Raw genomic sequence first — 26,960 nt, forward strand, 5'->3', positions numbered from 1 at the left:
ACTACGCATCGCCCCGGCAAAATATCGTTTCGCCGCTGAGTGCTTTACTATCAGGGCCCATCAGGTACAAATAGTATGGCATTAAATCCTGCGGCTGGGGCATGTCCTGCTTGATCTCGGCAGGATGAGTCCGGGCCCGTTGCGGTGTATGCACAGGCCCGGGGATTAAAACGTTGATGCGCAGGTTTGGCAGTATTTCCCATTCCTGGGCCTGAATTTTTACCAACGCCTCTATTGCCGCCTTGGCCACTGCAAAGCCGCCCCAATAGGCGGCAGGTGCGTGACCATGTGTATCCGACGTCATAACGACGCTTCCATCCGGTGACGCTTTCAGCAATGGCAGGCAGGCTCGCGTCAATGCGAATGGGGCAATGAGATTGACACGCAGCAGCGCCAGCCATTGGTCCAGTGTCTGCGCTGCGAGCGGGGTCAAGCTGAACAGGAGCGCCGCATTGTGCAAAATACCGTCCAACCGGCCTAATTGCAGTTTAATGGCTTGGGCAATTGCGGCGAAATCCTTGTCTTCGGCCTTTTCGAGGTCAAGTGGAAAAATTGACGGCTGGGCCCCTCCCGTCGCCTCGATTTCATCGTATACGCTTTCCAGTTTCTTGACATTACGTCCGTGCAATATAACGGTTGCGCCATGCGCGGCGTATGCCAGCGCTGCAGACCGGCCCATTCCCTGCCCCGCCCCGGTGACAAGGATCACGCGGTTCTTGAGCAGATCCTTGGACGGCGTGTAATTTTCGAATTGGTTCATAGAGGGGTTTATCGGTTAAAAAATCCTGCTGGCCAAATCCCAAACCAGGCTACAAGGCGGTGCCGATTCCAGATTGTGCTTACTGCGTCAGTATGACGCTGTAATTCCCGCTGGTTGATGGTGCGCGCGGGCCGCTCCAGCTTTGCCAATGCCAGCCGGAATCGGCGGGGCGACGTGCCTACCCTTTCATCCAGGTCGTCCATGCAATCCATAACTTACGCATCGGCGTAAGTCTCACACGCTGACGAAGAACATGGCAGCCGTCCGCCTTGATCTCCTTCAGCAACGCTTCATATATCCCGGCCATGATGATTCCCGGCCGCTGGTTTTTGCGATCCTCCGCAGGCAACGCTGCGAAAGCCCGGGCGTAATAACTTTCTGCACGCTCGATCTGAAACTCCATCAATTGCCGGAAGCCATCGGTTTCGCGGGAGTTGAGTATGTCTTCGCTGGTTACCCCGAAACGGGCGAGCTCATCCTGGGGCAGGTAAATGCGGTCGCGACACGCATCCTCCCCTACATCCCGTATGATATTCGTAAGCTGAAACGCGAGTCCCAGGTCTTCCGCATATTTCAGGGTTTTCGGATTTTGATAGCCGAATATCTCTGCGGAACAAAGCCCTACCACGCTGGCTACGTGATAACAGTAGTGCCTCAGGGTTTCGAAATCTGCATAGCGGTTATAGTCAAGGTCCATTTCCATGCCGTCTATGATTTCCTTCAGCCGCTGAGCAGTGAGATTGAAAGTCGGCGACACATCGGCCAGCGCTTTCGCCACCGGGTGGCTCGGCTTGTTTCCTTGTCCATCATAAAAGATCGCGTCGACTTCGTGCCGCCACCAGGCGAGTTTCGTGCGCGCCACCGATGCGTCGGTACATTCGTCCACCACATCGTCTACTTCACGGCAAAACGCATATAGCGCAGTAATGGCACGGCGTTTTTCCAAAGGCAAATAGAGAAAACTGTAATAGAAGCTGGAACCGCTTTGAACAGCTTTCTCCTGGCAATACTGGTCTGGGGTCATGATAAATAATTATGGAAGGAATATTTGCCACCACTGCATTGCCGTAACATCGGAATACCCATCATTTCGACTGGCTGCCATCATCTATGCGTCTTGCGTAAAACATATCCATCCAATTGGAAGCCTGCAGGAGATGAAGCCTGTCAATGTGATGTGCAATGATAGCGTCGAAATCGTGGAGCGTCCGGTTCCTGCAAAAATAACAAATCCAAAGGGAATTCCTGAGAAAATCTTCTCTGGGTGTAGCACTTATTGCAACTACGCCGGCAAAATCTGGCAATTATTCAAAGGTTCCTGCACATCACGCATACATCTTTCAAAACGTCAGGTATGGGCTACCGTAAAAAAAACCGCTCATTTTCTCCAGAACGCTTTATACAATAAAAAACCCCACCGGGGCGGGGTTTTTTATTTTGCTGCGTTTTACTACGGCAGCGGCAAACCCTACATATCCATGCCGCCCATGCCGCCCATGCCACCCATGCCGCCGCCCATACCTCCGCCACCGGATTCGTCCTTAGGCAGTTCTGCCACCAGAGCGTCGGTGGTCAGCATCAGGCTCGCCACCGAAGCAGCGTGCTGCAGAGCATAACGCGTGACCTTGGTAGGGTCCAGCACGCCCATTTCCACCATGTCGCCATACTCGCTGGTAGCGGCGTTGTAGCCAAAGTTGCCTTTGCCTTCCAGTACCTTGTTGATGACCACCGAGGGCTCATCGCCGCAGTTGGCCACAATCTGGCGCAGCGGTTCTTCCAGCGCACGCAGAACGATCTTGATACCCGCATCCTGATCGGCATTGTCGCCTTTGATGCTGGCCAGTGCAGCACGGGCACGCAATAAAGCAACACCGCCGCCGGGAACGATACCTTCTTCCACCGCCGCGCGAGTTGCGTGAAGCGCATCTTCAACACGCGCTTTCTTCTCTTTCATTTCAACTTCCGTGGCTGCGCCGACTTTGATCAGCGCTACGCCGCCTGCCAGTTTTGCCACGCGCTCCTGCAATTTCTCCTTATCGTAATCGCTGGTCGCTTCTTCAATCTGGTTGCGGACCTGCTTGACGCGGGATTCGATGTTCTTGGTATCGCCCGCACCATCGATGACGGTGGTTTCTTCCTTGCCGATTTCAATGCGCTTGGCTTGACCGAGTTCCTGCAGCGTTGCCTTTTCCAGAGACAGACCAACTTCCTCGGCAATGACGGTGCCGCCTGTGAGAATGGCGAGATCCTCGAGCATGGCTTTACGGCGATCGCCAAACCCTGGTGCTTTGACTGCACAGGTTTTGAGGATACCGCGGATATTGTTCACCACCAGCGTCGCAAGCGCTTCACCATCCACATCTTCAGCAATAATCAGGAGTGGCTTGCCGGCCTTGGCTACCAGTTCCAGCACCGGCAGCAATTCGCGGATGTTGGATATTTTTTTATCGTGCAGCAGGATAAAAGGGTTATCCAGCAATGCGATCTGTTTGTCGGGATTATTGACGAAATAGGGTGAAAGATAGCCGCGATCGAACTGCATACCCTCGACCACTTCCAGCTCATTTTGCAACCCGGATCCGTCTTCGACCGTGATTACGCCTTCCTTACCTACTTTCTCCATTGCGTCGGCAATGATCTTGCCGATCTCGGGATCCGAGTTGGCGGAAATGCTGCCTACCTGCGCGATTTCCTTTCCGGTGGTACAGGGTTTGGAAAACTTCTTAAGTTCTTCAACCGTCGCGGTAACGGCTTTGTCGATACCCCGCTTGAGATCCATCGGGTTCATCCCGGCGGCAACATACTTCATACCTTCTTTTACGATGGATTGCGCCAGTACGGTAGCAGTCGTAGTACCGTCACCGGCCACGTCCGACGTCTTGCTGGCGACTTCCTTCACCATTTGCGCGCCCATATTCTCGAACTTGTCTTTCAGTTCGATTTCCTTGGCTACTGAAACGCCGTCCTTGGTGATGGTGGGCGAACCGTAGGAACGCTCCAATACTACGTTGCGGCCTTTGGGCCCAAGAGTAACCTTGACTGCGTCGGCCAGTATGTTGACCCCGTTAACCATTTTTTGACGGGCTGAATCGCCGAATTTTACGTCTTTTGCTGCCATAATCTTTTTCTCCTAATTCCAGAAAATGTTGTGTAAGGTAAAAATTAACCTTCGATAACGCCCATGATGTCTTCTTCGCGCATCACGAGAAGTTCGTCTCCGGATACTTTTACCGTTTGTCCGGAATATTTCCCAAACAGCACTTTATCGCCGACTTTCACTTCCAACGCACGGATGGTGCCATCATCGCCGACCTTGCCTTTGCCGACCGCGACAATTTCGCCTTGATCGGGCTTCTCCGCGGCACTGTCCGGAATGACAATACCGGATGCGGTCTTGCGTTCTTCTTCCAGCCGCTTGACAATAACGCGGTCGTGTAATGGACGAATCTGCATGTTTTCTTTCTCCTGTTTTAAAAAATCAAAACGACGAAATCTGGGAAAAGCCGTATCGACGGCCTGATCCTTGGATTTATCACAAATCTGTTAGCACTCACTGCTAACGAGTGCTAATAATATGGTCTATGAGGGTGAATTTCAAGTAGATGAATAATAAATACTTGCAGGAACGCAGTTTAAAGACAGTGTGGCACCCGTGCACCCAGATGAAACAGCATGAATCGATGCCGCTCATCCCAATCGTCCGAGGTCAAGGCGTGTGGCTTTACGACAGTGAGGGCAAGCGCTACCTCGACGCTATCGGTTCCTGGTGGGTCAATCTGTTCGGTCATGCCAACCCTCGCATCAATGCCGCCATCCGTGACCAGCTTGATAAGCTGGAACATGTCATGCTTGCGGGTTTCACGCATGAATCGGTAGTGGAACTATCGGAGCGCCTGCGCAAACTGGTATCGGGGAAGCTCGGCCATTGTTTCTACAGCAGCGATGGCGCATCCGCAGTGGAAATCGCGCTGAAGATGAGCTTCCATTACTGGCACAACATGGGCCATCCCGAAAAAAATCGCTTCGTAAGCTTGCAGAACGATTATCACGGCGAGACGCTGGGGGCGCTGTCAGTCACCGATGTAGCGCTGTTCAAGGATATCTACGCTTCGCTGTTGCGCCCAAGTGCGCACGTCCCAACTCCGGACTGGCGTTATGCGGCTGAAGGGGAATCCCATGGCGATTATGCACTACGCGCCGCCGCCGCACTTGAAGCCTATCTCGCACAACACCATACTGAAACCGCGGCACTTATTGTCGAACCGCTCGTACAGGGGGCGGCGGGAATGGGTATGTATCATCCCGATTACCTGAAGCTGGCGCGAGCGCTATGCGATAAGTACAAAGTACACATGATCGCCGATGAAATCGCGGTTGGCTTTGGCAGGACCGGAACCCTGTTTGCCTGCGAGCAGGCCGATATCGTTCCCGATCTATTGTGTCTCGGAAAAGGCTTGAGTGCGGGTTACCTGCCCCTGTCGGTGGTGATGGTCACGGATGTGGTTTATAACGCTTTCTATCACGACAAGCCTGCATCCGGTTTTCTGCATTCCCATACTCATGCGGGTAATGCGCTTGCCTGCCGCGCCGCGCTGGCTACGCTGGATATTTTCGAACAGGATAAGGTCATTGAAGCCAATCGCATCAAGGCCAGCTATCTCAACCATGCGGCGCAACCGATCGCGTTCCACCCAGGGGTAAAAAACTTTCGTAACTGCGGCATGATCTGGGCATTCGACGTTGAGACGCCCGACCCGGATTTTTCCGGAAAATTTTTTCAGGCGGCTCTCAAGCAGGAATTATCGTTGCGTCCGCTTGGAAATACCGTCTACTTCATGCCGCCGTATTCGATCGATGAACAGGAAATGGATTTACTGGTAGCAGGAACCTTGCGGACACTCGATTCATGGTAAAAACCAGCGCAAGTAATAAACGCTGTGCAAATCGCGCGCGCATGCGTAGATAAATGAAAATTCTGCATCAGCATGTACTTGCTGCCCTGTGTTTCATATCCGCCGCCGTGCCGTTGTCCGCGTCGTCTCACAATCTGCCGGCATCTGTCGATAGAGCGCTTAAGCAAGCACGGATTCCCGAGTCTGCAATTGGTGTTTACGTTCACGAAATCGGCGCGAGCAAGCCGCTGCTAGCCGTTAATGGCAACGCGGCGATGAATCCGGCATCGGTGATGAAGCTTGTCACTACTTTTGCCGGGTTGGAGCTGCTGGGCCCGGCTTATACCTGGAACACGGAGTCGTACGCCGGCGGAATAGTGGAGGATGGCACGCTGCGCGGCGATCTCGTAATCAAGGGTTACGGGGATCCCAAGCTGAATCTCGAAAATTTCTGGCTGCTCACGCGACGCCTGCGCCAGACGGGATTACGCGAAATTACCGGTGACCTGGTACTGGATAGCAGTCATTTCGATCTGCCCGGTGGCGACCCTGCGGCCTTCGATGGCAAACCCTACCGCGCTTACAACGTCCTCCCCGAAGCGCTGCTGGTAAACTACCGGACGCTGGCACTACGCCTGATTCCTCAGCCTGGAAGCAAAACCGTTCGGATTGTTGTCGATCCGCTACCGGCCTCGCTGGATCTTCAAAATAACCTGACACTTACCAATGGCCCATGCAGCGAATGGCGCGACGCGCTCGGTACCGATATTCGTACCGCCGTCAAGGACAACGGTCGCGTATCGGTCTTGCTCAACGGGAATTATTCCAGCGATTGCGGCGAAAAAACCCTGTTTCTCAGCGTACACGATAACGCCTACTATATCTTCAGCCTCTTTCGGCACTTATGGGAAGAACAGGGCGGCGTATTTCGTGGCAAGGTAAGGACGGGCGCGGCACCGGAAGGAATACCGCCACTTGAAATTCATCAATCCCCTCCGCTTACGGACATCGTTCGCGACATCAATAAATTCAGCAACAATACCGCCGCAAGGCAACTGTATCTTGCACTCGGGCTGACTACCGGTCTCCCGGCTGATATGGCTGGAGTCGTGTCTACAGGGGCTGCTGCCGGCGGGAGTATCAGCGCAACCAACGGTACGAGTGACAGTAAATATAAACCGCGCGCGACACTGGCGAAGTCGAACATGGCGATTCAACGATGGCTCGGGTCAAAACGGTTGAGTTTCCCCGAGCTGATCATGGAAAATGGCTCGGGATTATCCCGCAACGAGCGCATCAGTGCGCGTCACCTGGGAGAGCTTCTACTCGCGGCATTTCAAAGCCCGGCAATGCCCGAGTTCATCTCCTCCCTGCCGATCGCGGCGGTGGACGGCACCATGAAGAAACGGCTGAACGGCAGCGCCACGGCAGGCCAGGCCCATATCAAGACCGGCCTGCTCGAAGGGGTGAAAACCATGGCCGGCTACGTACTTGAAAAATCAGGAAGGCGCGTGGTCGTGGTTTTTCTAGTCAATCATTCCAGGTCGGGAAGTGCCCAGCCCGCCATGGATGCGCTGCTGGAATGGGCTTATGAAAGGCGGTGACGGCGACTGATTAATCTGCTGCGGGAATACGAGGAAGTCAGTTTGATTCAGGGCTACCTGCATCGCTACCTGACTGCGATGGCTCTGCCGCAAGCACATAAACAGCCCGACCGTCAGCAACGCATCCGGTGTTATCCGCTGTGGCACGACGAATGACATCATTCTACTCAATCTTGCTATCCAGACCCGCTTCCGCGATCTCCGCCGCGCGCAGTAGTGCCTTGGCTTTGTTCTGCGTCTCTATCCATTCACTTCGCGGAATGGAATCGGCAACGATACCGGCACCCGCCTGCACATACAACGTACCATCCTTGACGACACCGGTGCGAATGGCAATAGCCAGATCCATATCGCCGTTGAATCCCAGATAACCGACGGCGCCGGCGTAAATTCCACGTTTCGAAACTTCCAGCTCATCGATAATTTCCATCGCCCGCACCTTGGGAGCGCCACTTACGGTTCCCGCCGGGAAGGTGGCACGCAATACATCCATTGCGTTCAGGCCGGGCTTGAGCTTACCCTCTACATTGGAAACGATATGCATGACGTGGGAATAGCGCTCGATCTGCATGTTCTCGGTGACTTTTACCGTGCCGGTCTGCGCAACGCGCCCGACATCGTTACGCCCCAGATCCATCAGCATCACGTGCTCCGCACGTTCTTTCGGGTCGGCCAGCAGATCGGCTGCCAGCGCCGCATCTTCCTGTACGGTTTTTCCGCGTGGGCGGGTACCGGCGATGGGACGCGCCGTCACGGTTTCGCCTTCGAGCCTCACCAGAATCTCGGGCGAGGCGCCTACCACGTGAAAACCACCGAGATGATAATAAAACATATATGGCGATGGATTGAGGCTGCGAAGCGCGCGGTAAAGTGCCAGCGGTGAAGCGCCATAAGGCTTGCTGGTGCGCTGCGATAGCACCACCTGCATGACGTCGCCATCGAAAATATAACGCTTGGCGCGCTCCACTGCCGCAATAAAATCCGTTTCGTTGAATTCCGAGACAGCCTCACCGGATGGATACGACGCTTCCGTCGGAATCTCCACAGGCTTGCGCAGATTCGCTAACAGTTCTTTCAGGCGTTTCCTGGCGGCAAGGTATGTGCCGGCCACGCCTGGGTCAGCGTAAACGATAAGGTAGAGCTTGCCGGAAAGGTTATCCACGACTGCCAGTTCTTCGGATAGCAGCAGTAATATATCCGGCGTATCGAGCCTATCGGGGTGGACACCGGGGTGAACGTCACCGGCCAGCTTACGCTCGATATATCGCACCGTATCATATGCGAAGTAGCCCGCGAGCCCCCCGCAGAAGCGCGGTAAAGCGGCGTATGGCGCCGCCTTGAAATCCGACAGATAGGATTCGACGAACGACAGCGGATCATCCACCTCGATTTCTCGCAGTCCTGCGCTATGGATAAGGCTGATGTGGTTGCCGCGTGCCTCGATGCGGGTGGAAGCGGGCAAGCCGATAAATGAATATCGCCCGAAACGTTCACCACCCTGCACCGATTCCAGCAAATATGAATACGGGCGATTGGCAAGCTTCAGATAAACAGACAGGGGTGTGTCGAGATCGGCAACGGTTTCCAGCACTATTGGAATGCGGTTGTAGCCCTGTATTGCGAGATCGTTGAATTCAGCTTCCGTCATGATCTACTCCGCAAAAAACAGAAAAAGAAAGAATGCACAGCGGGATCAAGCACGCCAGCGGGCAAAGGCCTGGCGCCAAGGCCACCAAGCGGTGCCTGCGCATCTTCCAATTTCAGTTTTTTTGGCTATCATGACAATTTCCGGATCAACCTCGTTGCCTCGTAAAGCGACGAAACCACTGCGTCGCAATCGAGTTCACGCACATCCCGCCCTTCGTTGTAACCGTATGGCACGCAAAAGATGCGGCAATCCGCCGCGCGCGCTGCTTGCGCATCGTTCAAGGAGTCCCCGATCAGCAGCATTTCACGCGGCTGAATTCCAAAGTGCTTGCAGGCATGCAGCAGAGGCATGGGGTCGGGTTTTTTTTTGGGCAGGCTATCGCCTGAAACGACAATATCGAAAAAACCGAACAATCCGGTCGCACGAAGCAGCGGCAAGGTGAAGACTTCAGCTTTATTGGTAACGCAAGCCAGACCAAAACCGCTTTCGCGCAAGGCGTTCAACCCTTCCAATACACCCGGATAGGCCTGTGTATCATTGCACAGCGCTCTCGCATATTCGCGCTCATATATCGGCATCGCTCTGCCTAGCAATTCCGCGTCAGGTTCGCCGTCAATACGTCCGGTAAGGGAACGTTTCACTAGTTTCTCTACGCCTTTGCCGATGTAGGACTGGATGGTTTCCAGCGGAAGCTCCGCTTTGCCCAGTTCCCTCAGCATCATGTTGGCAGCTGTGGCCAAGTCCCGCGCGGTATCGAGAAGGGTGCCGTCCAGGTCGATCATCACAGCCTTGATTGGCAGGGGAAATTCTATTTCAACTTCAGAGGCATCCGCAATCGGAGAAAAACTTTTGTTCACGCGTGTTATTCCTATTAGTCGATATGATCATGTTGCACGGAAACGCTGGGAACTCATGAATTCTGAGTGCTCCCCCTGATTGGAGCAGGATCACACAGCTTTGGCATAACCCGCTGCCTCATTGTCAACCATGCTGGGCCAGAATGCAGCCTCGGCACGCGCCTGAGGCGTGGATCATTTTCAGCATTCAGCGGGTTTTCTGCCTTTAAAAGCTGTTGTCAAGCCTTTGCCAGCTCTGCGCGTAAAGCGGCCACTATCGAGTCATAGCGATGCGGATCGCTGTCCCTGCCTGCGCCGTAAATAGCGGAACCGGCAACGAAAGTATCAGCACCCGCGCGTGCAATTTCGGCGATGTTGTCCACCTTTACCCCACCATCGATTTCAAGCAGGATTTTCTTCCCTGACTCATCAATGCGCTTGCGCACCGCCTTGAGTTTTTCCAATGCTTCGGGAATGAATTGCTGTCCGCCGAAACCGGGATTGACCGACATTATCAGTACCAGATCCAGTTTTTCGAGTACATGGTCAAGATAATTCAATGGTGTGGCAGGGTTGAATACCAGGCCCGCCTTGCAACCCTGTTCCTTGATAAGTCCGATAGTACGATCAATATGGCGGGAGGCTTCCGGATGAAACGAAATGATATTGGCGCCTGCCTTGGCGAAGTCAGGAATAATACGATCCACCGGCTCAACCATCAGATGCACATCGATCACCGCGTCCGTCAGCGGACGGATCGCGCTGCATACGAGTGGACCAATAGTAAGATTGGGCACGTAGTGATTATCCATCACATCGAAGTGAATAAAATCCGCGCCGGAATCGATAACAGCGGTGATCTCCTCGCCCAACTTGGCAAAGTTTGCGGAAAGAATGCTCGGGGCGATGCGATAATTAGCCATGAAGGGCTTCCTTGTAAACGAAAAACTGGATTTTAACCGTAAATGGCCGCTTGACGCTAACAGCTTCAGCCGTTAAACCTAAACCCGGTAGTTGAACGGGGTGAGGTGTACGGTTTTTGGGGTGCAGGGCAAGGCGCAACGACGCGGAATGGTCGTTCCATTCCAAGAAGTTGCAACGCAGCCATGTGCCGCAAAAACCGTGCAATTCTCCCCGTAGCGCCCTCACCTGGGAGGTGAGCGTCAAATAATATGAAATATGTTATTAATCATTACACTGATCTATTAAATGAGCGGTCAACTACCGGGTTTAGGTTAAACCCCCGCTCTCTTCAAATTTGGTCAGCCCGGACAATTTTATAATGCGTCACCCTTGCCGTCAGGTGAAAAATAGTGTGCAATGCGGTTATGGCTGAAAGCACAAAATACGAAATTATGGTAAAGGTCCACACGACCTATCTTCCGGAGCAATCGGACGAGGCGCTCGATCGATATGTGTTCGCCTATACGATCGTCCTATCCAATACCGGCACGGTCCCGGCACAGCTGATAAGCCGGCATTGGATTATCGCGGATGGGGGCGGCGGTGTGCAGGAGGTGCGGGGTCTCGGCGTAGTAGGTGAGCAACCGCTGCTGAAACCCGGCGACAGCTTTGAGTATACGAGCGGTACTGCCATTTCGACGCCGGTTGGATCGATGAAAGGGAGTTATCAGATGGTGGCTGAAGACGGTCTTCGTTTCGATGCACCGATTCCGGAATTCATCTTGAGCGTACCGAGGATATTGCATTAGACATCGGTGACCCAGCCTCAGCGATCCTTGGCGCATGCGACGAGAACGCGGCATGTTCGCCCCCCATGCTCTACTGAAACCTGGAGCGAAATCAATAATTATCCATATTTCTTTCGGCCGTATCTGCGGCGGCGATGCGCTTGCTTTGCTTCCGCCTCGCTGAGTGGTGCCGGGCTTTTCCCGGCGTAGGGATTATGTCCAGTCTTGAATTCCACCCGTAACGGCGTACCCTCCAGCTTGAAAGTCTCGCGAAACATATTTTCAAGATATCGCTGATAGGTTTGGGGCACATGATCGAGAGACCTGCCATGGATCACGATCAAAGGCGGATTCGAACCACCCTGATGCGCGTAACGCAGCTTTGGACGAGACATGCCTGCACGCGGCGGTGGTTGCCTCTCTACCGCCGCCATCAGGACACGGGTGAGTTTAGGGGTGGATAGCTGCGCCATCGCGGCGGCATAGGCGGCGTCAATGGATGGGAGTAATCCTTTTAAACCAGTGCCACGTAATGCCGAGATATAGTGGAACTTTGCGAAACTCACCAGGAAAGGCAGTTTTCGGGTGATTTCGCTCTTGATGGTATCGCGTTGATACTCGCTCAGGCCATCCCACTTGTTAATTGCCAGCACCAGCGCGCGGCCCGCTTCCAGAATAAACCCGGCGATGTGTGCATCCTGGTCCGAAATTTCGCTGCTCGCGTCGAGGACCAGAACGACCACGTTGGCATCTTCTACCGCTTGCAGGGTTTTCACTACCGAAAACTTCTCCACCGCCTCGAGCACTTTGCCGCGACGGCGCAAGCCGGCGGTATCGATCAGCGTATACGCGCGGCCGTTACGGTCGAAATCGATATAGATGCTGTTACGCGTCGTACCCGGCTGATCGAAGGCGATGACCCGCTCCTCCCCCAGCATTGTATTCACCAGCGTTGACTTCCCGACGTTGGGGCGCCCGACAATGGCGATTTTTGGATGCTTGTCTTTTGTTTCGTCCGCTTGCGGCGGGGGAAAATGCAGTAGTGCCAGTTCAACCAGATCATTGACATTGTCGCCGTGGATGGCGGAAATGGCGCATGGATCGCCCACACCCAGTTCGTGAAACTCGGCGGTAACGACAGAAGACGCCATGCCTTCTGTTTTATTTACCACCAGTATGACTTTGCGCCCCGTTTTGCGCAGCTGCTCCGCAATGATTCTATCTTGCGGCGCTAGCCCCAGCCTGCCGTCGACGATGAATAGGACCATGTCAGCCTCATCGATCGCCTGTCGCGTCTGCTTGGCCATTTCATGCAGGATGCCCTCCGTCGCCATTGGCTCGAAACCACCCGTATCGACAACGAGATAAGGCTTATCCCCCAGTCTGCCGTGGCCGTAGTGGCGATCTCGTGTCAAGCCCGGAATATCCGCCACGATCGCGTCGCGACTACGGGTCAAGCGGTTGAAGAGCGTTGATTTTCCGACATTGGGGCGGCCGACCAGCACAAGAGTAGGTTTCATGATAGTGATTTTCCGAAAAAAGCCGATTCCTTCTCCCTTTTACATTTCTTCTGTAAAAAGGGTTTTTTCCGGATTTCTACTCCTGCTCGTTGATAGTAATTCACTGACTACGGCGTACAGAATGGAAGCATTGCGCAGAGAAACTGGCTTTGCGGTGATCGCAGTATCGAAGATGACTGGCCGGGCAACAGGGGTGGCGCTGCCATCGATTCCGTGCCGAATGCATAAATTCCGCCCTTCAGAGTTTGTACCGCAAAACCATCGGGTAACGGCACCGGACGGGTAACGATGGCGCCCTCGTCAGTGAGGGATCGCGCAACGATGGCGCCGTTGTCGTTCCTGATGAGATTCACATATCCTAACGAATCGCCCACGACGATGCGAGCCTCGCGAACGAGCGGCTGAGACAATCGGATTCCATCCAGCAGACTCTGCGTCCAGATGCGGGTGCCGTCCGTTTTATCGTAAGCCACCAGCGCACCTCTATTCTCGCTTACGTAAAGGTAATGGTTATCCATGGCAAGGCCGGCGTTGCTTGATACATCCTGCGCCCAAATCTGATTGCCGGTCGTAATTTCGAAGCAAGCAACACGTCCCTGATAGGCGACAGCGCATACCTGCTTCTCATCCGTTACCGGCAAACTGGTGACATCGGCGATCCGCTCCAGCTCGGACGCGCCTTTTGGTCGTGCTACAGCGGCTTCCCAGTTTACACTGCCGGTGGATGAATTTATCGCCACAAGCTTACCTCCCGGGAAACCGGCATAGACGGTGTCATGCGAGATCAGAACGCCCGCAAAACTTCGCACGGTCAACGATGGGGTGGCGCCCTGGTAAATCCACTTGCGCTTGCCGCTGCTCGCCTCCAGGCTGAAGATTCTGCCGTCTCCCGTACGAATCACTACCATACCGTTTGCCGCATGCGGTGGGCTTAGCACCTCGGTGGATACCTGTGCCTTCCATAACCGATTACCGCTTTTCTCATCGAACGCCAGAACTTCGCCCTTGAAGGTTCCAACCAGCAACAGGCCTTCACCCGTGCCAACGCCGCCCGACAATTTGTGTTTCGTATCGATAACGCCCGACGCTTTGCCCGTCGTCGCATTAAAACGCACGAGAAGACCATTCGTGCTGGCTACATATAACGTACCGTTTTCGAATGCCGGCAGAAATACCGCCGCCTGGCCTTCTTCGACGCCAGCCTTCCATAACGTGCGAGCGGGCGGAATGACCTCCAATTGAGCAATCTGCTCCGGACTCATCTGAGGCGCCTTTCCAACGAACAATTCGGTGAAGCCGGAAATATCGATATCCGCCAGGCTGCTTGCCAGATCACGCCCCATATCTATCATGCCGGCGCATCCGGAAAGCACGAATGACGACGTCAGCAGCAGAAAGCACTGCCGTACGGCGTCAGCTATCCTGGCGCGCCTCTGAATGAGTCTTCCGGGGAGCGCCGCCATGGGTATCAATTTGCTAGGGGACATTTTTTGAGATTTACAATAAAAAATGATTGCGCGTCGACGGGTCGCCCGGCCATCATTTCCTTGAGGGGTCAGAATGTGCCATCGACGCCTCATCTTCGATGATTTGTTCTGATTTTATTGAAAGCTCAAATTACCTGCGGATTTCACAAAGCGTCCAGTTTCATTTGAACGATATTGTGATACGTGCCTTGCCTGCCCATCTTGTCGATCGCTATTTGATAAGCGACACGTGCTTCGGCAACTTTGCCTGCGTTGGCGAGCAGATCGCCTTTAAGATCGGCATAGAGTCCATCAAAAGATTCGCCGTGCCCGGCCTCCAGCAGACGCAGGCCGTCATCGTATTTTTTCTCATCCAGCAGGATGCTTGCCAACCGTAGCCGCACCAGGTCTTTCAATTCCTCTTCCTTCGAATTATCCAGCACCCACTGCAAACGGCTTTTTGCATTTTGCAAATCGCCGGCGTCCAGGCTGGACTGCGCAGAGATCAGCGCTGCACGCGAGGCATAGCCGCTGCTGGCAAACCCCGTCATCACCAAACCAGCCGCATCGCTGATTTTCCTGGCATCCCCGCTCCCCTGAACCTGCAGCAGCGAATCGTACAATTCCACCGCCTGGTCAGTCTGTTGCCCCTGGTAGTAATTCCACGCCTGCACACCCGCTATGCTCGCGATAAAAACGGCTATGACCACGATTACCTGCGTGCCATATACCTTCCACCACGTCTTCAGATCTTCTATGTTCTCTTGTTCTTCCGGATCATATGTTGCCATTTAGCTTCCTGAATTATAATTTGCTTTCCCAGTTTCTGTTTTTTTTCAAATCCCTTTGAGCAGGTCCGCTGCTTCCGCGAGCCCGACTCTCACTTGCTCAGCCGCTTCACGCAAAGGCTTGAGGCTTATTTCACCGGCTTGCGCTTCATCGTCACCAATGATGATGGCAAAACGCGCCCCGCTGGCATCCGCTTTTCTCATCTGGACTTTGAAGCTGCCATCTCCGCAATGTAAAATTGCCTTGAGCCCTCTGTCCCGTAAGTACCTGACGGTTTTCCAGGCAAAGCCATCCGCAATTTCGCCACGATGTATTACGTAAGCGTCCGGTACGGAATGCGGTATGTCGCCCGCACTTTCCATCGATATCAACGCCAGCACGCGCTCCACCCCCAGTGCAAAACCGCACGCCGGTGCCGCCGAAGCAGCCCTTCCGCCGATCTGTTCCACCAGGCCGTCATAACGTCCGCCGGCACATACTGCGCCTTGTGCACCGAGCTTGCCGGTTATCCACTCGAACACGGTACGGTTGTAATAATCCAGACCCCTCACCAGCCTCGGATTGATCTCGAAATCCACGCCCTGATCGCGCAGCAGTCGCTGCAACCCCTCGAAATGCGCCAGCGAATCCTCATCCAGGTCATCCAGTAATCGCGGCGCGCCGTCGATAACCTCTTTCATTTCGACATTCTTGCTGTCGAGTATCCGCAACGGGTTACTGTGCAACCGCCTGCGAGCATCGTCATCGAGCTTGCCCAGATGCCGCTCCAGGTATCCGATCAATCGAGATCTATGCACGGTGCGGGACGCGGCGCTTCCAAGCGTGCCGATTTCCAGGCGCAGATTGGAAATACCCAATCTTTTCCATAATTCCGCACACATGATTATGAGTTCGGCATCGATATCCGGACCGGCGTAACCCAGCGCTTCGGCGCCTACCTGATGGAATTGGCGGTAACGGCCTTTTTGAGGACGTTCATGGCGAAACATCGGGCCCGAATAATACAGTCGTTGCGAACCCGCATAGAGCAGGTTATGTTCCAGCACTGCACGCACACAGGAAGCGGTTCCCTCGGGACGCAGCGTCAGGCTGTCGCCGTTCAGCTGATCGGAAAAAGAATACATCTCTTTCTCGACGATATCCGTTACCGCACCAATCGACCTCACGAACAAGTCGGTCTGCTCGACAATTGGCATGCGGATGTTCCGGTAACCAAAAGCCGCCATACAGTCATGCACGACTTGCTCGAAAAACTCCCACAGGTATATCTGATCGGGCAGGATGTCATTCATCCCGCGGATGGCTTGCAGCGTTCTACTGGACATCGACCGTTTTCTTCGGATATTTCATCTGCACGTATTCATCGACGATCTGGCGAAACTCTCCCGCGATATTATCGCCTTTCAAGGTCACCGACTTCTGCCCATCCACGTAAACCGGCGCAACCGGCCTTTCTCCCGATCCGGGCAGGCTGATGCCGATGTTGGCATGCTTGCTTTCGCCGGGGCCGTTGACCACACATCCCATCACAGCCAGCGTCATGTTTTCCACGCCATCGTATTCTTCGCGCCATACCAGCATCTGGCTGCGCACATAGCCCTGGATACTTTCAGCCAGCTCCTGGAAATAGGTGCTGGTGGTGCGGCCGCAACCGGGGCATGCCGCGACCAGAGGCACAAATGCGCGCAGCCCCGTGGTCTGCAGGATTTCCTGGGCAACGATGACTTCACGTGAGCGGTCACCGCCGGGCTCAGGTGTAAGCGATATGCGTATGGTGTCGCCTATGCCTTGCAGAAGCAGCACGGATAGCGCAGCGGTGGAAGCAACGATTCCTTTGGAACCCATGCCCGCTTCCGTCAACCCCAGATGCAGGGCATAGTCGCATCGCGCTGCGAGGTCACGGTAAACGGTGATCAGGTCACGCACGCCACTCATCTTGCAGGACAATATAATCCTGTCGCGCCCCAATCCAATCTCTTCCGCCCTGGCCGCACTTTCCAGCGCAGAGGTAATCAACGCCTCATGCATCACGAGCGACGCGTCCTTCGGATCAGGGGAACGCGCGTTCTCATCCATCATGCGCACCAGTAACTCCGGGTCAAGGCTACCCCAGTTGACGCCGATACGCACCGGCTTGTCATATTTACAGGCTGTTTCTATCAGAATGGAGAATTGCTCGTCGCGCTTCTTTCCATGCCCGACATTACCGGGATTGATACGGTACTTTGCCAGCGCCTTCGCACAACCGGGGTAGTCGGTTACCAGCTTGTGGCCGTTGAAATGGAAGTCGCCTATCAGCGGCACGTGACAATCCATGTCATCGAGGCGCGCCCGGATAGCCGGCACCGCTTTCGCGGCGGCCGGGGTATTGACGGTAATACGCACCAGCTCGGATCCCGCGCGCGCGAGTTGCGCCACTTGTACCGCGGTGGCAACTTCATTTTCGGTATCGGTGTTGGTCATGGATTGCACCACCACCGGTGCACCACCGCCAATCCTGATCTTATCCACGTAAACACCCACACTGTTTCGACGTGGAGGAAAAGTATTTTGAGACATAGTCATGATAAGTATGAGAATCTTATAAATGTTGAAATTCTATTCGAGTGACAACCGCGCCGTTCCACCATAGGCATTGGTATAGGGCGCCAGATCAACCGGCTTGTTATTGTAGACCAGCTTGACCTCAGCCGCGTTCCCGATCGTCAGGACGAATGGCGGCGTACCTTGCAGAACATGCTCGGTGCCCCGGGGGTTGATCCGTGAAAGGAGCAATCTGCCTCTGCCATCTTTGACTTCGGTCCATGATTCTCCCGAAAATATCAAGCGAATACCGTTTGCTCCACCATTCGCGACTGGAGAGGCAACGGCCGTATTCGCCGATTGACTCGTCGACCCTGCGGAAACCGCATTTGCCGGTTCAGGCATGGTGGCCACCGGCGCTGCTTGCCGCGCCGGTGGCGGAGACAAAACGAGCGCAGGGGCGGGAACAAGAAGCTGCGCAGCACTTTCTTTCTCGCCTGCTGCGGCTTCCTCGGCAGGCGAGACCACGCCACCCTCGCCGCCTGGCGTTACGTCAGGGGATTGAAGTTGCGACGGCTCGGTTGCTTCCTCAACCCCAGTTCCGGTTTCGCTGCTCACGCTGGGCTGCTTGCCGATATTAGCAATATTAGCCTCGTTACCACGATAAATTTCATATATCAGCAGCAGCAACGCCAGAATGATCACACCCGCGATAATCAGGTTGCGACTTCCAGATTTCTGCTTCGAAGGAAACGGAACACCTTCGATCTGATAGGTAATGGTTTGAGGGGCAGACGGCGGAAGCGACTGATCCAATTGTTGCAATAACGGTGCGGCATCCATCTGCAACAGCTTGGCGTAATTGCGTACGAATCCGCGCGCAAATGTTCCACCCGCCAGCTTGTCGTAGTCATCCTCCTCGAGCGCCGTAACCTGCCGCACCGCCAAACGCAATTGCCGCGCCACATCCTCGATGCTCAAGCCACGCGCCACTCGTTCCGCTCGCAATAATTCGCCCACGCCCGTTTCAGTCCGGGCTGGCTTTTCGTCCGCCCCAGGGGTGACATCTCCGTTATCAGGCGCGTCCATTACTCGAATCCGTCATTGTGCCAACCTTGCCTCTTATTCGGAAATCAGCTCTATAACTGTATACGAATGATGCCTGTAGAAATCCGTCGAGTCTGCTTCATCTTGCCACTTCCATCGATCCGCGGCTCTCCCGTCGGGTTTTATCATGGACTTTTCCCGCCAACTGACCGCACGCAGCGGCAATATCGTCGCCGCGCGTCTTGCGTACCGTGGTTACCAGCCCGGCCTGCATCAACACATCCCGAAACGAGGATACCGCTTCCGGCAATGAGCGCTTGTAACCGGAATTCGGAAACGGATTAAACGGAATCAGGTTGAACTTGCAAGGCGTATGCCGTACCAACTGAACCAATTCACGTGCATGAGCCACACTATCGTTAATCCCATCCAGCATGACGTATTCAAAAGTAACGAAATCTCTGGGTGCGGATTGAAGGTAGCGCTCGCATGCCGCCAGCAATTCCTTGATAGGGTACTTTTTATTGATTGGCACCAATTGGTCGCGCAGCGCATCGTTGGGCGCATGCAAGGATACCGCCAGTGCCACCGGGCAACGTTCCCGTAACCGGTCCATGGCGGGTATCAAGCCTGACGTACTGACGGTTACGCGCCGCCGCGAAAGTCCATAGGCATTATCATCCAGCATCAGGTCGAGCGCAGTCACGACATTTTCAAAATTGGCCAGGGGCTCGCCCATCCCCATCATTACTACATTCGTCACAGCCCGATCCCGAACCGACTCGCCGCCGAACGCGCCCGCCAGCGCTTTATTTGCCCACCACAACTGGCCGATGATTTCCGCTACCGACAAATTCCGGTTGAATCCCTGCCTGCCGGTAGAGCAAAAGGTACACGCCAGCGCGCAACCAACCTGACTGGAAACGCACAGCGTCCCACGGTTGGCTTCAGGTATGTAAACTGTCTCGATTCCATTACCCGCACCCACTGACAATAGCCATTTGCGGGTACCGTCGGCAGCGGCATGATCGCTGATAACGTGCGGGGATTCGATCACGGCGGTTGCAGCAAGCTTATCGCGCAATTCTTTCGCCAGGTCGCTCATGCCACCAAAATCCGCCTGGCCACATCGGTGTATCCAGCGCAGCAACTGCCTGGCGCGAAACGGCTTCTCGCCAATTTCCGTAAAAAAGCCGGCGAGCCCTTTCGCATCAAAGTCGAGAAGATTAACGCTCATAGCCGAACTGTAGTTTTCCTAGCGAGAATAAATGTTGAGTTGTGGAAAAAAATAGGAGATTTCGTTTGCCGCAGTTTCCGGCGCGTCGGAACCATGCACGGCATTCGCATCGATACTATCGGCGAAATCCGCACGAATAGTACCACTCTCGGCTTTTTTCGGATCCGTCGCGCCCATCAGTTCCCGGTTCTTGCCGATCGCACCTTCGCCCTCGAGCACCTGCACCATCACCGGCCCGGAAATCATGAACTTCACCAGATCGTTGAAAAATGGGCGGCTGCGATGCACCGCGTAAAAACCTTCCGCATCGGCCTGCGACAGGTGTAGCATGCGCGCCGCGATTATTTTCAATCCCTTGCTTTCAAAGCGGGAATAGATTTCGCCGATCACGTTTTTAGCAACCGCATCAGGTTTGATGATGGACAAAGTTCTCTCGACAGCCATTAAATACTCCACTAAATTAAGAAATTAAAGCGTATTTTAACAAAAAACCCACCCTTACGCCGGGAAATCGGAAGACCGCTGACTGACTTGGCTATGCCCTGGAATAAATAACGGACCAGTTGAAAAACGATTTTTCCATCTAGGCTGATGCCAGATGGCTTCGAGATCGATTGCTGATGCCAGAATGAGCAGGCACATTGCCTTATCCAGCGCGCGACCATATTCCCTCCCAGCGGATAAGAGCCGATTACCGGGCCATGTGAAGGGGAGAATCTCCTGATTGAAAATTCAAATTAATTATACCGGTTTGGTCATAGGCCGGTTTGGTCATAGGCGGCAATGCGGAAATCTCCCGGGCTAAAATAGCGAATGAGACTTATGACACAGCGCAAGCCGCTTTCGCATGCTCGCTGGATCTGCGGGCTAACAAAGGTTTAAATCATTCCATCTTGAGGCGAACGTCGATACGTTGACGGTTCCCGTTGTATACACCTGATCGCTGATACTTCTACGGGTCGAGTAGGTATTTCAGGAGCGACCACGTTACTTCGACTGTGCCGCAAACCTGAGGTTTTCCGGTAACCAGCGCAACCCGGTTAATTTCGCGCCTGCGAAACTGGCTAAATCCGTTTTCTTGAGCTTCGTCAGCGTACCGATTTCCGGGAAACCACCTTTGCCACGACTTCAGCGATGAGGTCTTTGCCGACAATCGACACGCAACTGCAAGCGAGGGGTTTCCATCAGTCGGTCATGCTCATATCAAGCTCGCGGGCCACGCATGTTATCGCCGCCGCGGGCGTGTTCTCACGGCCTGAAACCGTATTTACCGCAGCGGAAACGCGCTCATATCGCATTCATAGCCCATCCAGTTAACCCTTGGCGGCTTCTCGTCAGTTGCCCGATCGATCGCAATGCTCGGCGTGGTAATGCATTGATGCCATTGCGTCCTGGTTGATCTCAATAAGTTCCCGGCAAATTCAAAAAAAATAAAATTTTCGTTTAATCTTCACATAAACCTCACATATAATTCACACCCACTTCACATATTAATCACATAAACTTCACAAACGTGATGAAATATGAAGTGAATATTTCCAACACACAAAAAGAAAGTGAATAGAAATGTCACCAAAATTGGGATCGGATAGGAGTAATGGAAGTGCAATAACTGGCATGAAAAAACGTTTTGGTCTTTTTCTGTTTCTTGCAGCCGCCTGTATGTCATCCGCTGTATTTGCGCAAACAGACAACGAACTCAGGAAGAGGCTGGAAACCCTGGAGGCCAGGATTATGGAGCTGGAAGGACGCCTGGAGGCTAAGGGCAGCCATGGTACCGAAATCGGAAGTCAGGGCTTGGATAGGGAAAATTCCCGTGATGACGCAATCTTGAAGCAGGGCTCCCCCGCCGCGCTTACGCGAGTAAATCACAAGCCTGAGAAAAAACCAGAAACCTTGAAGGTCCCGGTCGCAGACCTGGAAGGAATCCCGGAGGATAAGGGCTGGCATGATACCGAACGCGAAGGTCACCACTTTGGCAAGAAAAAATTTCACGGTGGCGTGACCTTGAAACAGGATGCATTTTTTGGTTTCCAGACCATACTCGATGCGGGTTATGCAGTTACTGACAATATCGACTTTACCTTTTATAGCTGGCTCTGGACCAGCCCCAATTTCGGCCGCAGCCGGGTGATTTCCGGTCCGCAGGGTACCCAGGTTGATGCCGGTGGCAATGGACTCTGGACTGAAGTTGGCATGGGCCTGAATTTCCGCTTTCTCAATGACGCATTAACCATCAATCCCCAGATCGGCATGCTGAATGGCGCCCTGCTCTCCAGCCGGGTCGTCGGCAGGGGTATCCGGGCAGCGGAAGGTGTGGTGCCCAGTATGACGATTTCCTACGATGACGATTTTGTAACCGGGCAGATGTATCTTGCCTACTATCTGGCCATTCGCGATGAACGAGCGAGGGACTTTATCCATAACTGGATCAACGTCGGCATCAAGCCCGCGCTGTTCAATTTTAAAAACGTACCGGTCAGTTCCATTGGCGTTCATTGGGAACACCTGCGATTTCATAAAGACCGAATCGAAGGAAATACCGGGACGGTTTACAACTGGATAGGCCCCTATGTCGAGTTTGCACTGCCCATGAGCATTGCCCTGCGCTTCGCGGCGGGCGCCGATCTCAAAGGCGAAGTGTCCAAGGAATTTTATCAGGCCAGCATCAAGCTCCATTTTTAAAGTTGAAGACAGCTTGGGCGAATGGGTTGCTCAATGAAGGCCATCGGGTAGGTTCCATGCCCGGGCACAATATCTGGCAGACCTATGCAGCGGATGAGCATGGCTATCGCATCAAGATCGCCTCGCTATCTGTACGCCCCATATTGAACCTAAATCTGGTAGTTGGACGGGGGGAAGTGTACGGTTTTTGGGGTGCAGGGCAAGGCGCAACGACGCGGAACGGTCATTCCATTCCAAGAAGTTGCAACGCAGCCATGTGTCCCAAAAACTGTGCAATTCTCCCCGTAGCGCCCTCACCCGGAAGGTGAGCGTCAAATAATATGAAATATTGTGATTAATCATGATTCTGATCTATCAAATGAGCGGTCAACTACCGGATTTAGGTTGAATGCAGGAGGTCTCGATAGCGATGCCGTGCGCATCGACATGCGCAGCCATGACGAGCAATTGCCCTGCCACTGGTTGGGGGAAGGACGGGAAACATGACCGAGTTCAAGCAGGCACAAACGGTTCAGGTGCGGGCAGCCGACCTGGTGCGCCAGGTCGGCCCCGGCGTCCACACCGGGATCACCGGTCTTGGGGCCGAATGGCGGCTCCCGCCACTGGAGATGCGGGAGAAGACAGATCATATGACAAGCGCGGAGCTACAAGCCGTGATAGCGGAACTGCGGCCGCCGGATGCACGCGATCTGGTGGAGCGCGACCACGAGATACTGGCGGCCCGCCAGGCCTGTGATTCGTTGGCGGAGCAGTTGCGGCAGGCCAGGGTGGATGAAGCGAACGCAAGCCATCAGATGGACAATTGGCGATTCGCCCACCCGTTTCGGGCCATAATTCATGATCTCGGGCTGCGGTCGTCCGGATTTCTTGCCGAGTACGAAGAGATCAAGGCCATCGCCGAAACAGAGGCACTAAAGCTGGCCTCGCGTGTTCATGACGCCGCAGAGCATGTTGCGAACAGGGAAAACGAGGTTGAGGCCCGTATACGGCTGGAACAGGCGCCGGTACGCGAGTACATGACCGAACTGGAGCGCCTCAAACGGCAGAAGGCTGCGCGGGAAACGGCCGAGCGGTGGCAAACACAAGAGTTGGACGATGCCCTGATAGCGTTCACGACGCACGCGCTCAAGCGCGAGATGAGAGCTTATGGCTACGGTGATGCCGGCACTCACTGGCAAGCCTTGCCCGAATCGTTGCGCATCACCATTGACAACTTCAACCGGTTGCCCAGAGAGGCGCGACCGGCAGTATTGGAGGAAGATGCAAAAATGCTCACGCAGGAGCTATGCCTGAGTGAGGAACAGGGCCAGGATCAGGGAAATATGCCGCTGACCATGACAAGCCAGGGCGGGCGACGTAGCAACTGGCGTGATCTGTAACAGCGGGCAAACCCATCCTGAATCTTTCGCGGGTTCGAAATTATGCTGTTCAGGAATGTGATTCCGATCAACACCATGCCTGTCCTAGGCAAGTATCTATTTGGACGAGGCCGTCGGTCGCGATTCTTACCGGCAAACCGCGCGCTCATCTTCATGGGCCGCGCTATCGCCATCACTTCGAAATTCAGATTATGAGCGGCATAGACCCATCCTGACACCAATAGCCAGGATGTTACCTGGCAATCCTGTTGTGCCGGTTACATCGACACGGATCGATTTGCCTCACTTTGGGCTGCATTCATAAATTTCTCGAATCTATCTGCCGGCAGCGGTTCGGAGAACAGATTGCCTTGCCCGTAATCGCACCCGGCGAGAGCCAGAAGGTCGCGCTGTTCTGACGTCTCTATACCTTCGGCGATCACTTTTATCCCCAGCTTATGTGCCATCACAATGATGGCCTCGCATAGTGCCAGATCATCGGAATCCGGAGCCAGGCTTTGTACAAAGGATTGATCTATTTTCAGGTGATCGATGTCGAATTTCTTGAGATAACTCAGGGAGGAATAACCGGTTCCAAAATCATCCATGGAAACCTCGATGCCTGCCTCCCTGAAGCTACGCAGCTTCGAGGTAACGTCGGGGCTGACGTCCATCAGCAAACCTTCAGTAATCTCGATGGCGATACTTTGCCCGGGCAACTCCAGTTCCTGTAAAAAATCAAGCCAGGGCTTGTGGAGATCGACATTCTTGCGAAACTGCACGGGAGAAGTATTGATGCTGATCTGAAATGGAGCAGAGTGCGATGCACGCCAAACCTTGGCTTGCTGCGCTGCCATCCGAAATACCCAGTCGCCGATATCGACGATCATTCCGGTTTCTTCCGCGATGGAAATAAAATCGACGGGGCTTACGAGGCCGAGCTTTGGGTGGTGCCAGCGCAACAATGCTTCCGCCTTATGGACTCGCCCGGTTTCGAATTCCACGATGGGCTGATAGTGCAGTTGAAGCTGGTTGCCAGCCAGCGCGCTACGCAAGTCGCCGGCCAGGCGCATGCGGATCTGTGCAGCTTCCTGCAGTGTATGGGTGAAGTAGCTAAAGCAGTTCCGGCCCTTATTCTTGGCCGCATACATGGCTTGATCGGCGTTCCTCACCAGGGATTCCGCGCCGGCGCCGTCATGCGGGTAAAACGTCACGCCGATACTGGCTGACACATAGGCTATCTCATCCCCTAATTTGAATGGTTCGGACATCCTATGCAGGATGTCCCGGATGACACGATTGATACTGATGAGGCTTTTTAGCGACCCCAGGATCACGGTGAATTCATCCCCCCCAAGTCGCGCTACCTGATCGATGCCGCGAACGCAACTGCTCAGACGCCACGCCGCTTCCTTGAGCAAAAGATCGCCAACGTTATGTCCGTAGACGTCATTGACCGCTTTGAAATTATCCAGATCCAGAAGAATCAAAGCTATCGATGATCCAAAGCGATCCGCTTTCTTGATTTCCTGCTTCAGCTGATTATGGAACATATGGCGGTTGGGCAGACTCGTCAGGGGATCGAAGTTGGCTTGCTGCCAGATCAGTTCTTCCGATTTCTTCTTCGCGGTGATGTCCGAGAACAAGGTTACCCACCGGTGTACCGAACCGTCGTCATTGTAGATGGCATTCATCGTGCGCCACTCGATGTAGACATCCTTGTTCTTGCGCCGGCCTTCCATTTCTCCCTCCCAATAGCCGTTGGCCACGAGGGAGGTTTTCATTGCTAAAAGGGAAGCCTCTCCTTGAAGACCGGCATTCAGAATGTCGGGACTCTGCCCCACGATTTCGTCTGACGTATAGCCTGTCACTCTGGTAAAGGCCGGGTTTACGGTGATGATGATATTTTCGGCATCGGTCACTATCATTGCCTCGCTGCTATTCTCAAATATCGCAATAGCCTGTCGCATGGATTCCTCGGTTTCCTCTCGCTTGCCGATATCCTGCTCGATTGCCAAAGCCATGGAGTTGAACGCACCGCCGAGCTCGGCCAGTTCGTTATGCGTTTCAATATGGCAGCGGGCAGCGTAATCGCCTTGTGCAATATTCATTACCTCGCTACGGAGTTGGGCCAATGGAAGCAGAACTGCGCGGCGAGCATAGAAAATCGTAGCAGCGACGGCAAGCATCGCGATAACGATGAGCGTCATTACTACCAGAATGTGGCGATGTAGGCGAGCAAGGCCATCCTTTACTTCCGCTTGTGTTCGTGTATCGAGCAAATCGCTAAATTGCTGAATAGGCGCGATGACGGCGGCTTTTTCTGCGATGTAGCGTTCTCCGAACAAAAGGTCGATGGAGAGTTGCCGTTCAGGTGACCAGTGGATTGTGAGCTTATCCTTGCCACGTGCCTGTATCTCGTCCACCGCGGCGATTGCCTGTTTCTCCAGTATGGTTAATTTATCGGACTTTATTTTGGCTTCCCATAGCAGGGCAGTCTCCTGCTTGTCGAGACCTTCGTTACGCATCATCTCGAACAAGGAAACAGGCTCGCCCAGCTCAGCAACGGAACTTTTTCCCACATCCGCAAGATGCCAGTAGGTGTTGGGATAATTTTGCAGGCGCGGCTTGATACCTTCCCGGATATCGAGAATATCGAAAAAATAATGCTTATAAATCGGATTTCCTGTGGTTACGTATGTGCGGGCCATGCGCGTGAGGTCTTCAGAGCTTTGAAACAACTCACCGGCAAGCAGCAAAGAGCGATAGCGGTGATCCTCGCTGGAGGCGACGTCATCGCGGATACCCAACGCCTGAAAAACCATTATTCCAATTGCACAAAGAAGCAGCATCAGGATGACAGTGAACAGCTTGGTAAAAAAACCAATTCTCATGAAATCATCC

21 protein-coding genes are annotated in these 26,960 nt (G+C 54.0%); 5 read left to right on the plus strand and 16 right to left on the minus strand.

Going from position 1 to position 26,960, the window contains the following annotated elements; translation table 11 throughout:
- Nucleotide 1: 1 nt before the first annotated feature.
- The 4 genes from BLP78_RS06050 to groES form a co-directional block, all read right to left on the minus strand.
- Entirely contained in the window at nucleotides 2-760 is a 759-nt protein-coding gene (locus tag BLP78_RS06050; protein ID WP_090457565.1) for a YciK family oxidoreductase, read from the minus strand.
- 178 nt (nucleotides 761-938) lie between these two features.
- Nucleotides 939-1,784, minus strand: coding sequence for a presqualene diphosphate synthase HpnD (gene hpnD / locus BLP78_RS06055; protein WP_090457567.1), 846 nt, complete (start codon nucleotides 1,782-1,784; stop codon nucleotides 939-941).
- 444 nt (nucleotides 1,785-2,228) lie between these two features.
- Nucleotides 2,229-3,878, minus strand: coding sequence for a chaperonin GroEL (gene groL, locus BLP78_RS06060; protein WP_090457570.1), 1,650 nt, complete (start codon nucleotides 3,876-3,878; stop codon nucleotides 2,229-2,231).
- Between the two features lie 44 nt (nucleotides 3,879-3,922).
- A complete protein-coding gene (gene groES / locus BLP78_RS06065; protein ID WP_025041667.1) occupies nucleotides 3,923-4,213 on the minus strand; it encodes a co-chaperone GroES in 291 nt (96 codons plus the stop codon).
- Nucleotides 4,214-4,362: 149 nt separating this feature from the next.
- On the opposite strand from groES, the gene bioA reads away from it, so the two are divergent.
- Together bioA and BLP78_RS06075 are read left to right on the plus strand one after the other, a co-directional pair.
- On the plus strand, nucleotides 4,363-5,673 hold the full coding sequence (gene bioA / locus BLP78_RS06070) for an adenosylmethionine--8-amino-7-oxononanoate transaminase (protein WP_090457573.1): 1,311 nt from the start codon (nucleotides 4,363-4,365) through the stop codon (nucleotides 5,671-5,673).
- Between the two features lie 53 nt (nucleotides 5,674-5,726).
- Nucleotides 5,727-7,256 (plus strand): D-alanyl-D-alanine carboxypeptidase/D-alanyl-D-alanine-endopeptidase, encoded by a 1,530-nt coding sequence (locus tag BLP78_RS06075; RefSeq protein ID WP_176752795.1) that lies wholly within the window; start codon nucleotides 5,727-5,729, stop codon nucleotides 7,254-7,256.
- Between the two features lie 163 nt (nucleotides 7,257-7,419).
- Here BLP78_RS06075 and trpE read toward each other — a convergent pair whose 3' ends face one another.
- From trpE to rpe, 3 genes are all read right to left on the minus strand, one after another.
- Nucleotides 7,420-8,904, minus strand: coding sequence for an anthranilate synthase component I (trpE, locus tag BLP78_RS06080; RefSeq protein ID WP_025041671.1), 1,485 nt, complete (start codon nucleotides 8,902-8,904; stop codon nucleotides 7,420-7,422).
- 128 nt (nucleotides 8,905-9,032) lie between these two features.
- Nucleotides 9,033-9,761 carry a phosphoglycolate phosphatase gene (locus tag BLP78_RS06085; RefSeq protein WP_371128860.1) on the minus strand — a complete coding sequence of 243 codons (729 nt, stop codon included), beginning with the start codon at nucleotides 9,759-9,761 and terminating at the stop codon, nucleotides 9,033-9,035.
- A gap of 218 nt (nucleotides 9,762-9,979) precedes the next feature.
- A complete protein-coding gene (gene rpe, locus BLP78_RS06090; RefSeq protein ID WP_025041673.1) occupies nucleotides 9,980-10,663 on the minus strand; it encodes a ribulose-phosphate 3-epimerase in 684 nt (227 codons plus the stop codon).
- A 405-nt stretch (nucleotides 10,664-11,068) separates the two neighbouring features.
- Between rpe and apaG the strand changes: the two genes are divergently transcribed.
- Nucleotides 11,069-11,452 (plus strand): Co2+/Mg2+ efflux protein ApaG, encoded by a 384-nt coding sequence (apaG, locus tag BLP78_RS06095; RefSeq protein WP_090457575.1) that lies wholly within the window; start codon nucleotides 11,069-11,071, stop codon nucleotides 11,450-11,452.
- 98 nt (nucleotides 11,453-11,550) lie between these two features.
- On the opposite strand, the gene der is transcribed toward apaG, so the two are convergent.
- From der to ndk, 8 genes are all read right to left on the minus strand, one after another.
- Nucleotides 11,551-12,951 carry a ribosome biogenesis GTPase Der gene (gene der / locus BLP78_RS06100; RefSeq protein WP_090457580.1) on the minus strand — a complete coding sequence of 467 codons (1,401 nt, stop codon included), beginning with the start codon at nucleotides 12,949-12,951 and terminating at the stop codon, nucleotides 11,551-11,553.
- A gap of 107 nt (nucleotides 12,952-13,058) precedes the next feature.
- Entirely contained in the window at nucleotides 13,059-14,414 is a 1,356-nt protein-coding gene (gene bamB, locus BLP78_RS06105) for an outer membrane protein assembly factor BamB (RefSeq protein ID WP_256330117.1), read from the minus strand.
- A 167-nt stretch (nucleotides 14,415-14,581) separates the two neighbouring features.
- Nucleotides 14,582-15,208 (minus strand): tetratricopeptide repeat protein, encoded by a 627-nt coding sequence (locus BLP78_RS06110; RefSeq protein ID WP_090457584.1) that lies wholly within the window; start codon nucleotides 15,206-15,208, stop codon nucleotides 14,582-14,584.
- 45 nt (nucleotides 15,209-15,253) lie between these two features.
- Nucleotides 15,254-16,531, minus strand: coding sequence for a histidine--tRNA ligase (hisS, locus tag BLP78_RS06115; protein ID WP_090457587.1), 1,278 nt, complete (start codon nucleotides 16,529-16,531; stop codon nucleotides 15,254-15,256).
- Nucleotides 16,521-17,765: a flavodoxin-dependent (E)-4-hydroxy-3-methylbut-2-enyl-diphosphate synthase gene (gene ispG / locus BLP78_RS06120; RefSeq protein WP_090457589.1), complete on the minus strand. Its 1,245-nt coding sequence runs from the start codon at nucleotides 17,763-17,765 to the stop codon at nucleotides 16,521-16,523. The genes hisS and ispG overlap by 11 nt, the downstream gene beginning before the upstream one ends.
- A 39-nt stretch (nucleotides 17,766-17,804) precedes the next feature.
- Nucleotides 17,805-18,818 carry a RodZ domain-containing protein gene (locus BLP78_RS06125; protein ID WP_090457591.1) on the minus strand — a complete coding sequence of 338 codons (1,014 nt, stop codon included), beginning with the start codon at nucleotides 18,816-18,818 and terminating at the stop codon, nucleotides 17,805-17,807.
- Between the two features lie 97 nt (nucleotides 18,819-18,915).
- Nucleotides 18,916-20,013, minus strand: coding sequence for a dual-specificity RNA methyltransferase RlmN (gene rlmN, locus BLP78_RS06130; protein WP_090457593.1), 1,098 nt, complete (start codon nucleotides 20,011-20,013; stop codon nucleotides 18,916-18,918).
- Between the two features lie 18 nt (nucleotides 20,014-20,031).
- A complete protein-coding gene (ndk, locus tag BLP78_RS06135) occupies nucleotides 20,032-20,457 on the minus strand; it encodes a nucleoside-diphosphate kinase (RefSeq protein ID WP_090457595.1) in 426 nt (141 codons plus the stop codon).
- 1,173 nt (nucleotides 20,458-21,630) lie between these two features.
- On the opposite strand from ndk, the gene BLP78_RS06140 reads away from it, so the two are divergent.
- Together BLP78_RS06140 and BLP78_RS06145 are read left to right on the plus strand one after the other, a co-directional pair.
- Nucleotides 21,631-22,698 (plus strand): DUF6733 family protein, encoded by a 1,068-nt coding sequence (locus tag BLP78_RS06140; protein ID WP_256330118.1) that lies wholly within the window; start codon nucleotides 21,631-21,633, stop codon nucleotides 22,696-22,698.
- Between the two features lie 482 nt (nucleotides 22,699-23,180).
- Entirely contained in the window at nucleotides 23,181-24,077 is an 897-nt protein-coding gene (locus tag BLP78_RS06145) for a hypothetical protein (protein ID WP_090457600.1), read from the plus strand.
- A gap of 257 nt (nucleotides 24,078-24,334) precedes the next feature.
- Here BLP78_RS06145 and BLP78_RS06150 read toward each other — a convergent pair whose 3' ends face one another.
- Nucleotides 24,335-26,950, minus strand: a complete 2,616-nt coding sequence (locus tag BLP78_RS06150) for a bifunctional diguanylate cyclase/phosphodiesterase (protein ID WP_218118927.1) — start codon at nucleotides 26,948-26,950, stop codon at nucleotides 24,335-24,337.
- Nucleotides 26,951-26,960: the final 10 nt, after the last annotated feature.

Origin of the sequence: Nitrosospira sp. Nsp1 (genome assembly GCF_900100985.1) — a bacterium.
GTDB lineage: Bacteria > Pseudomonadota > Gammaproteobacteria > Burkholderiales > Nitrosomonadaceae > Nitrosospira.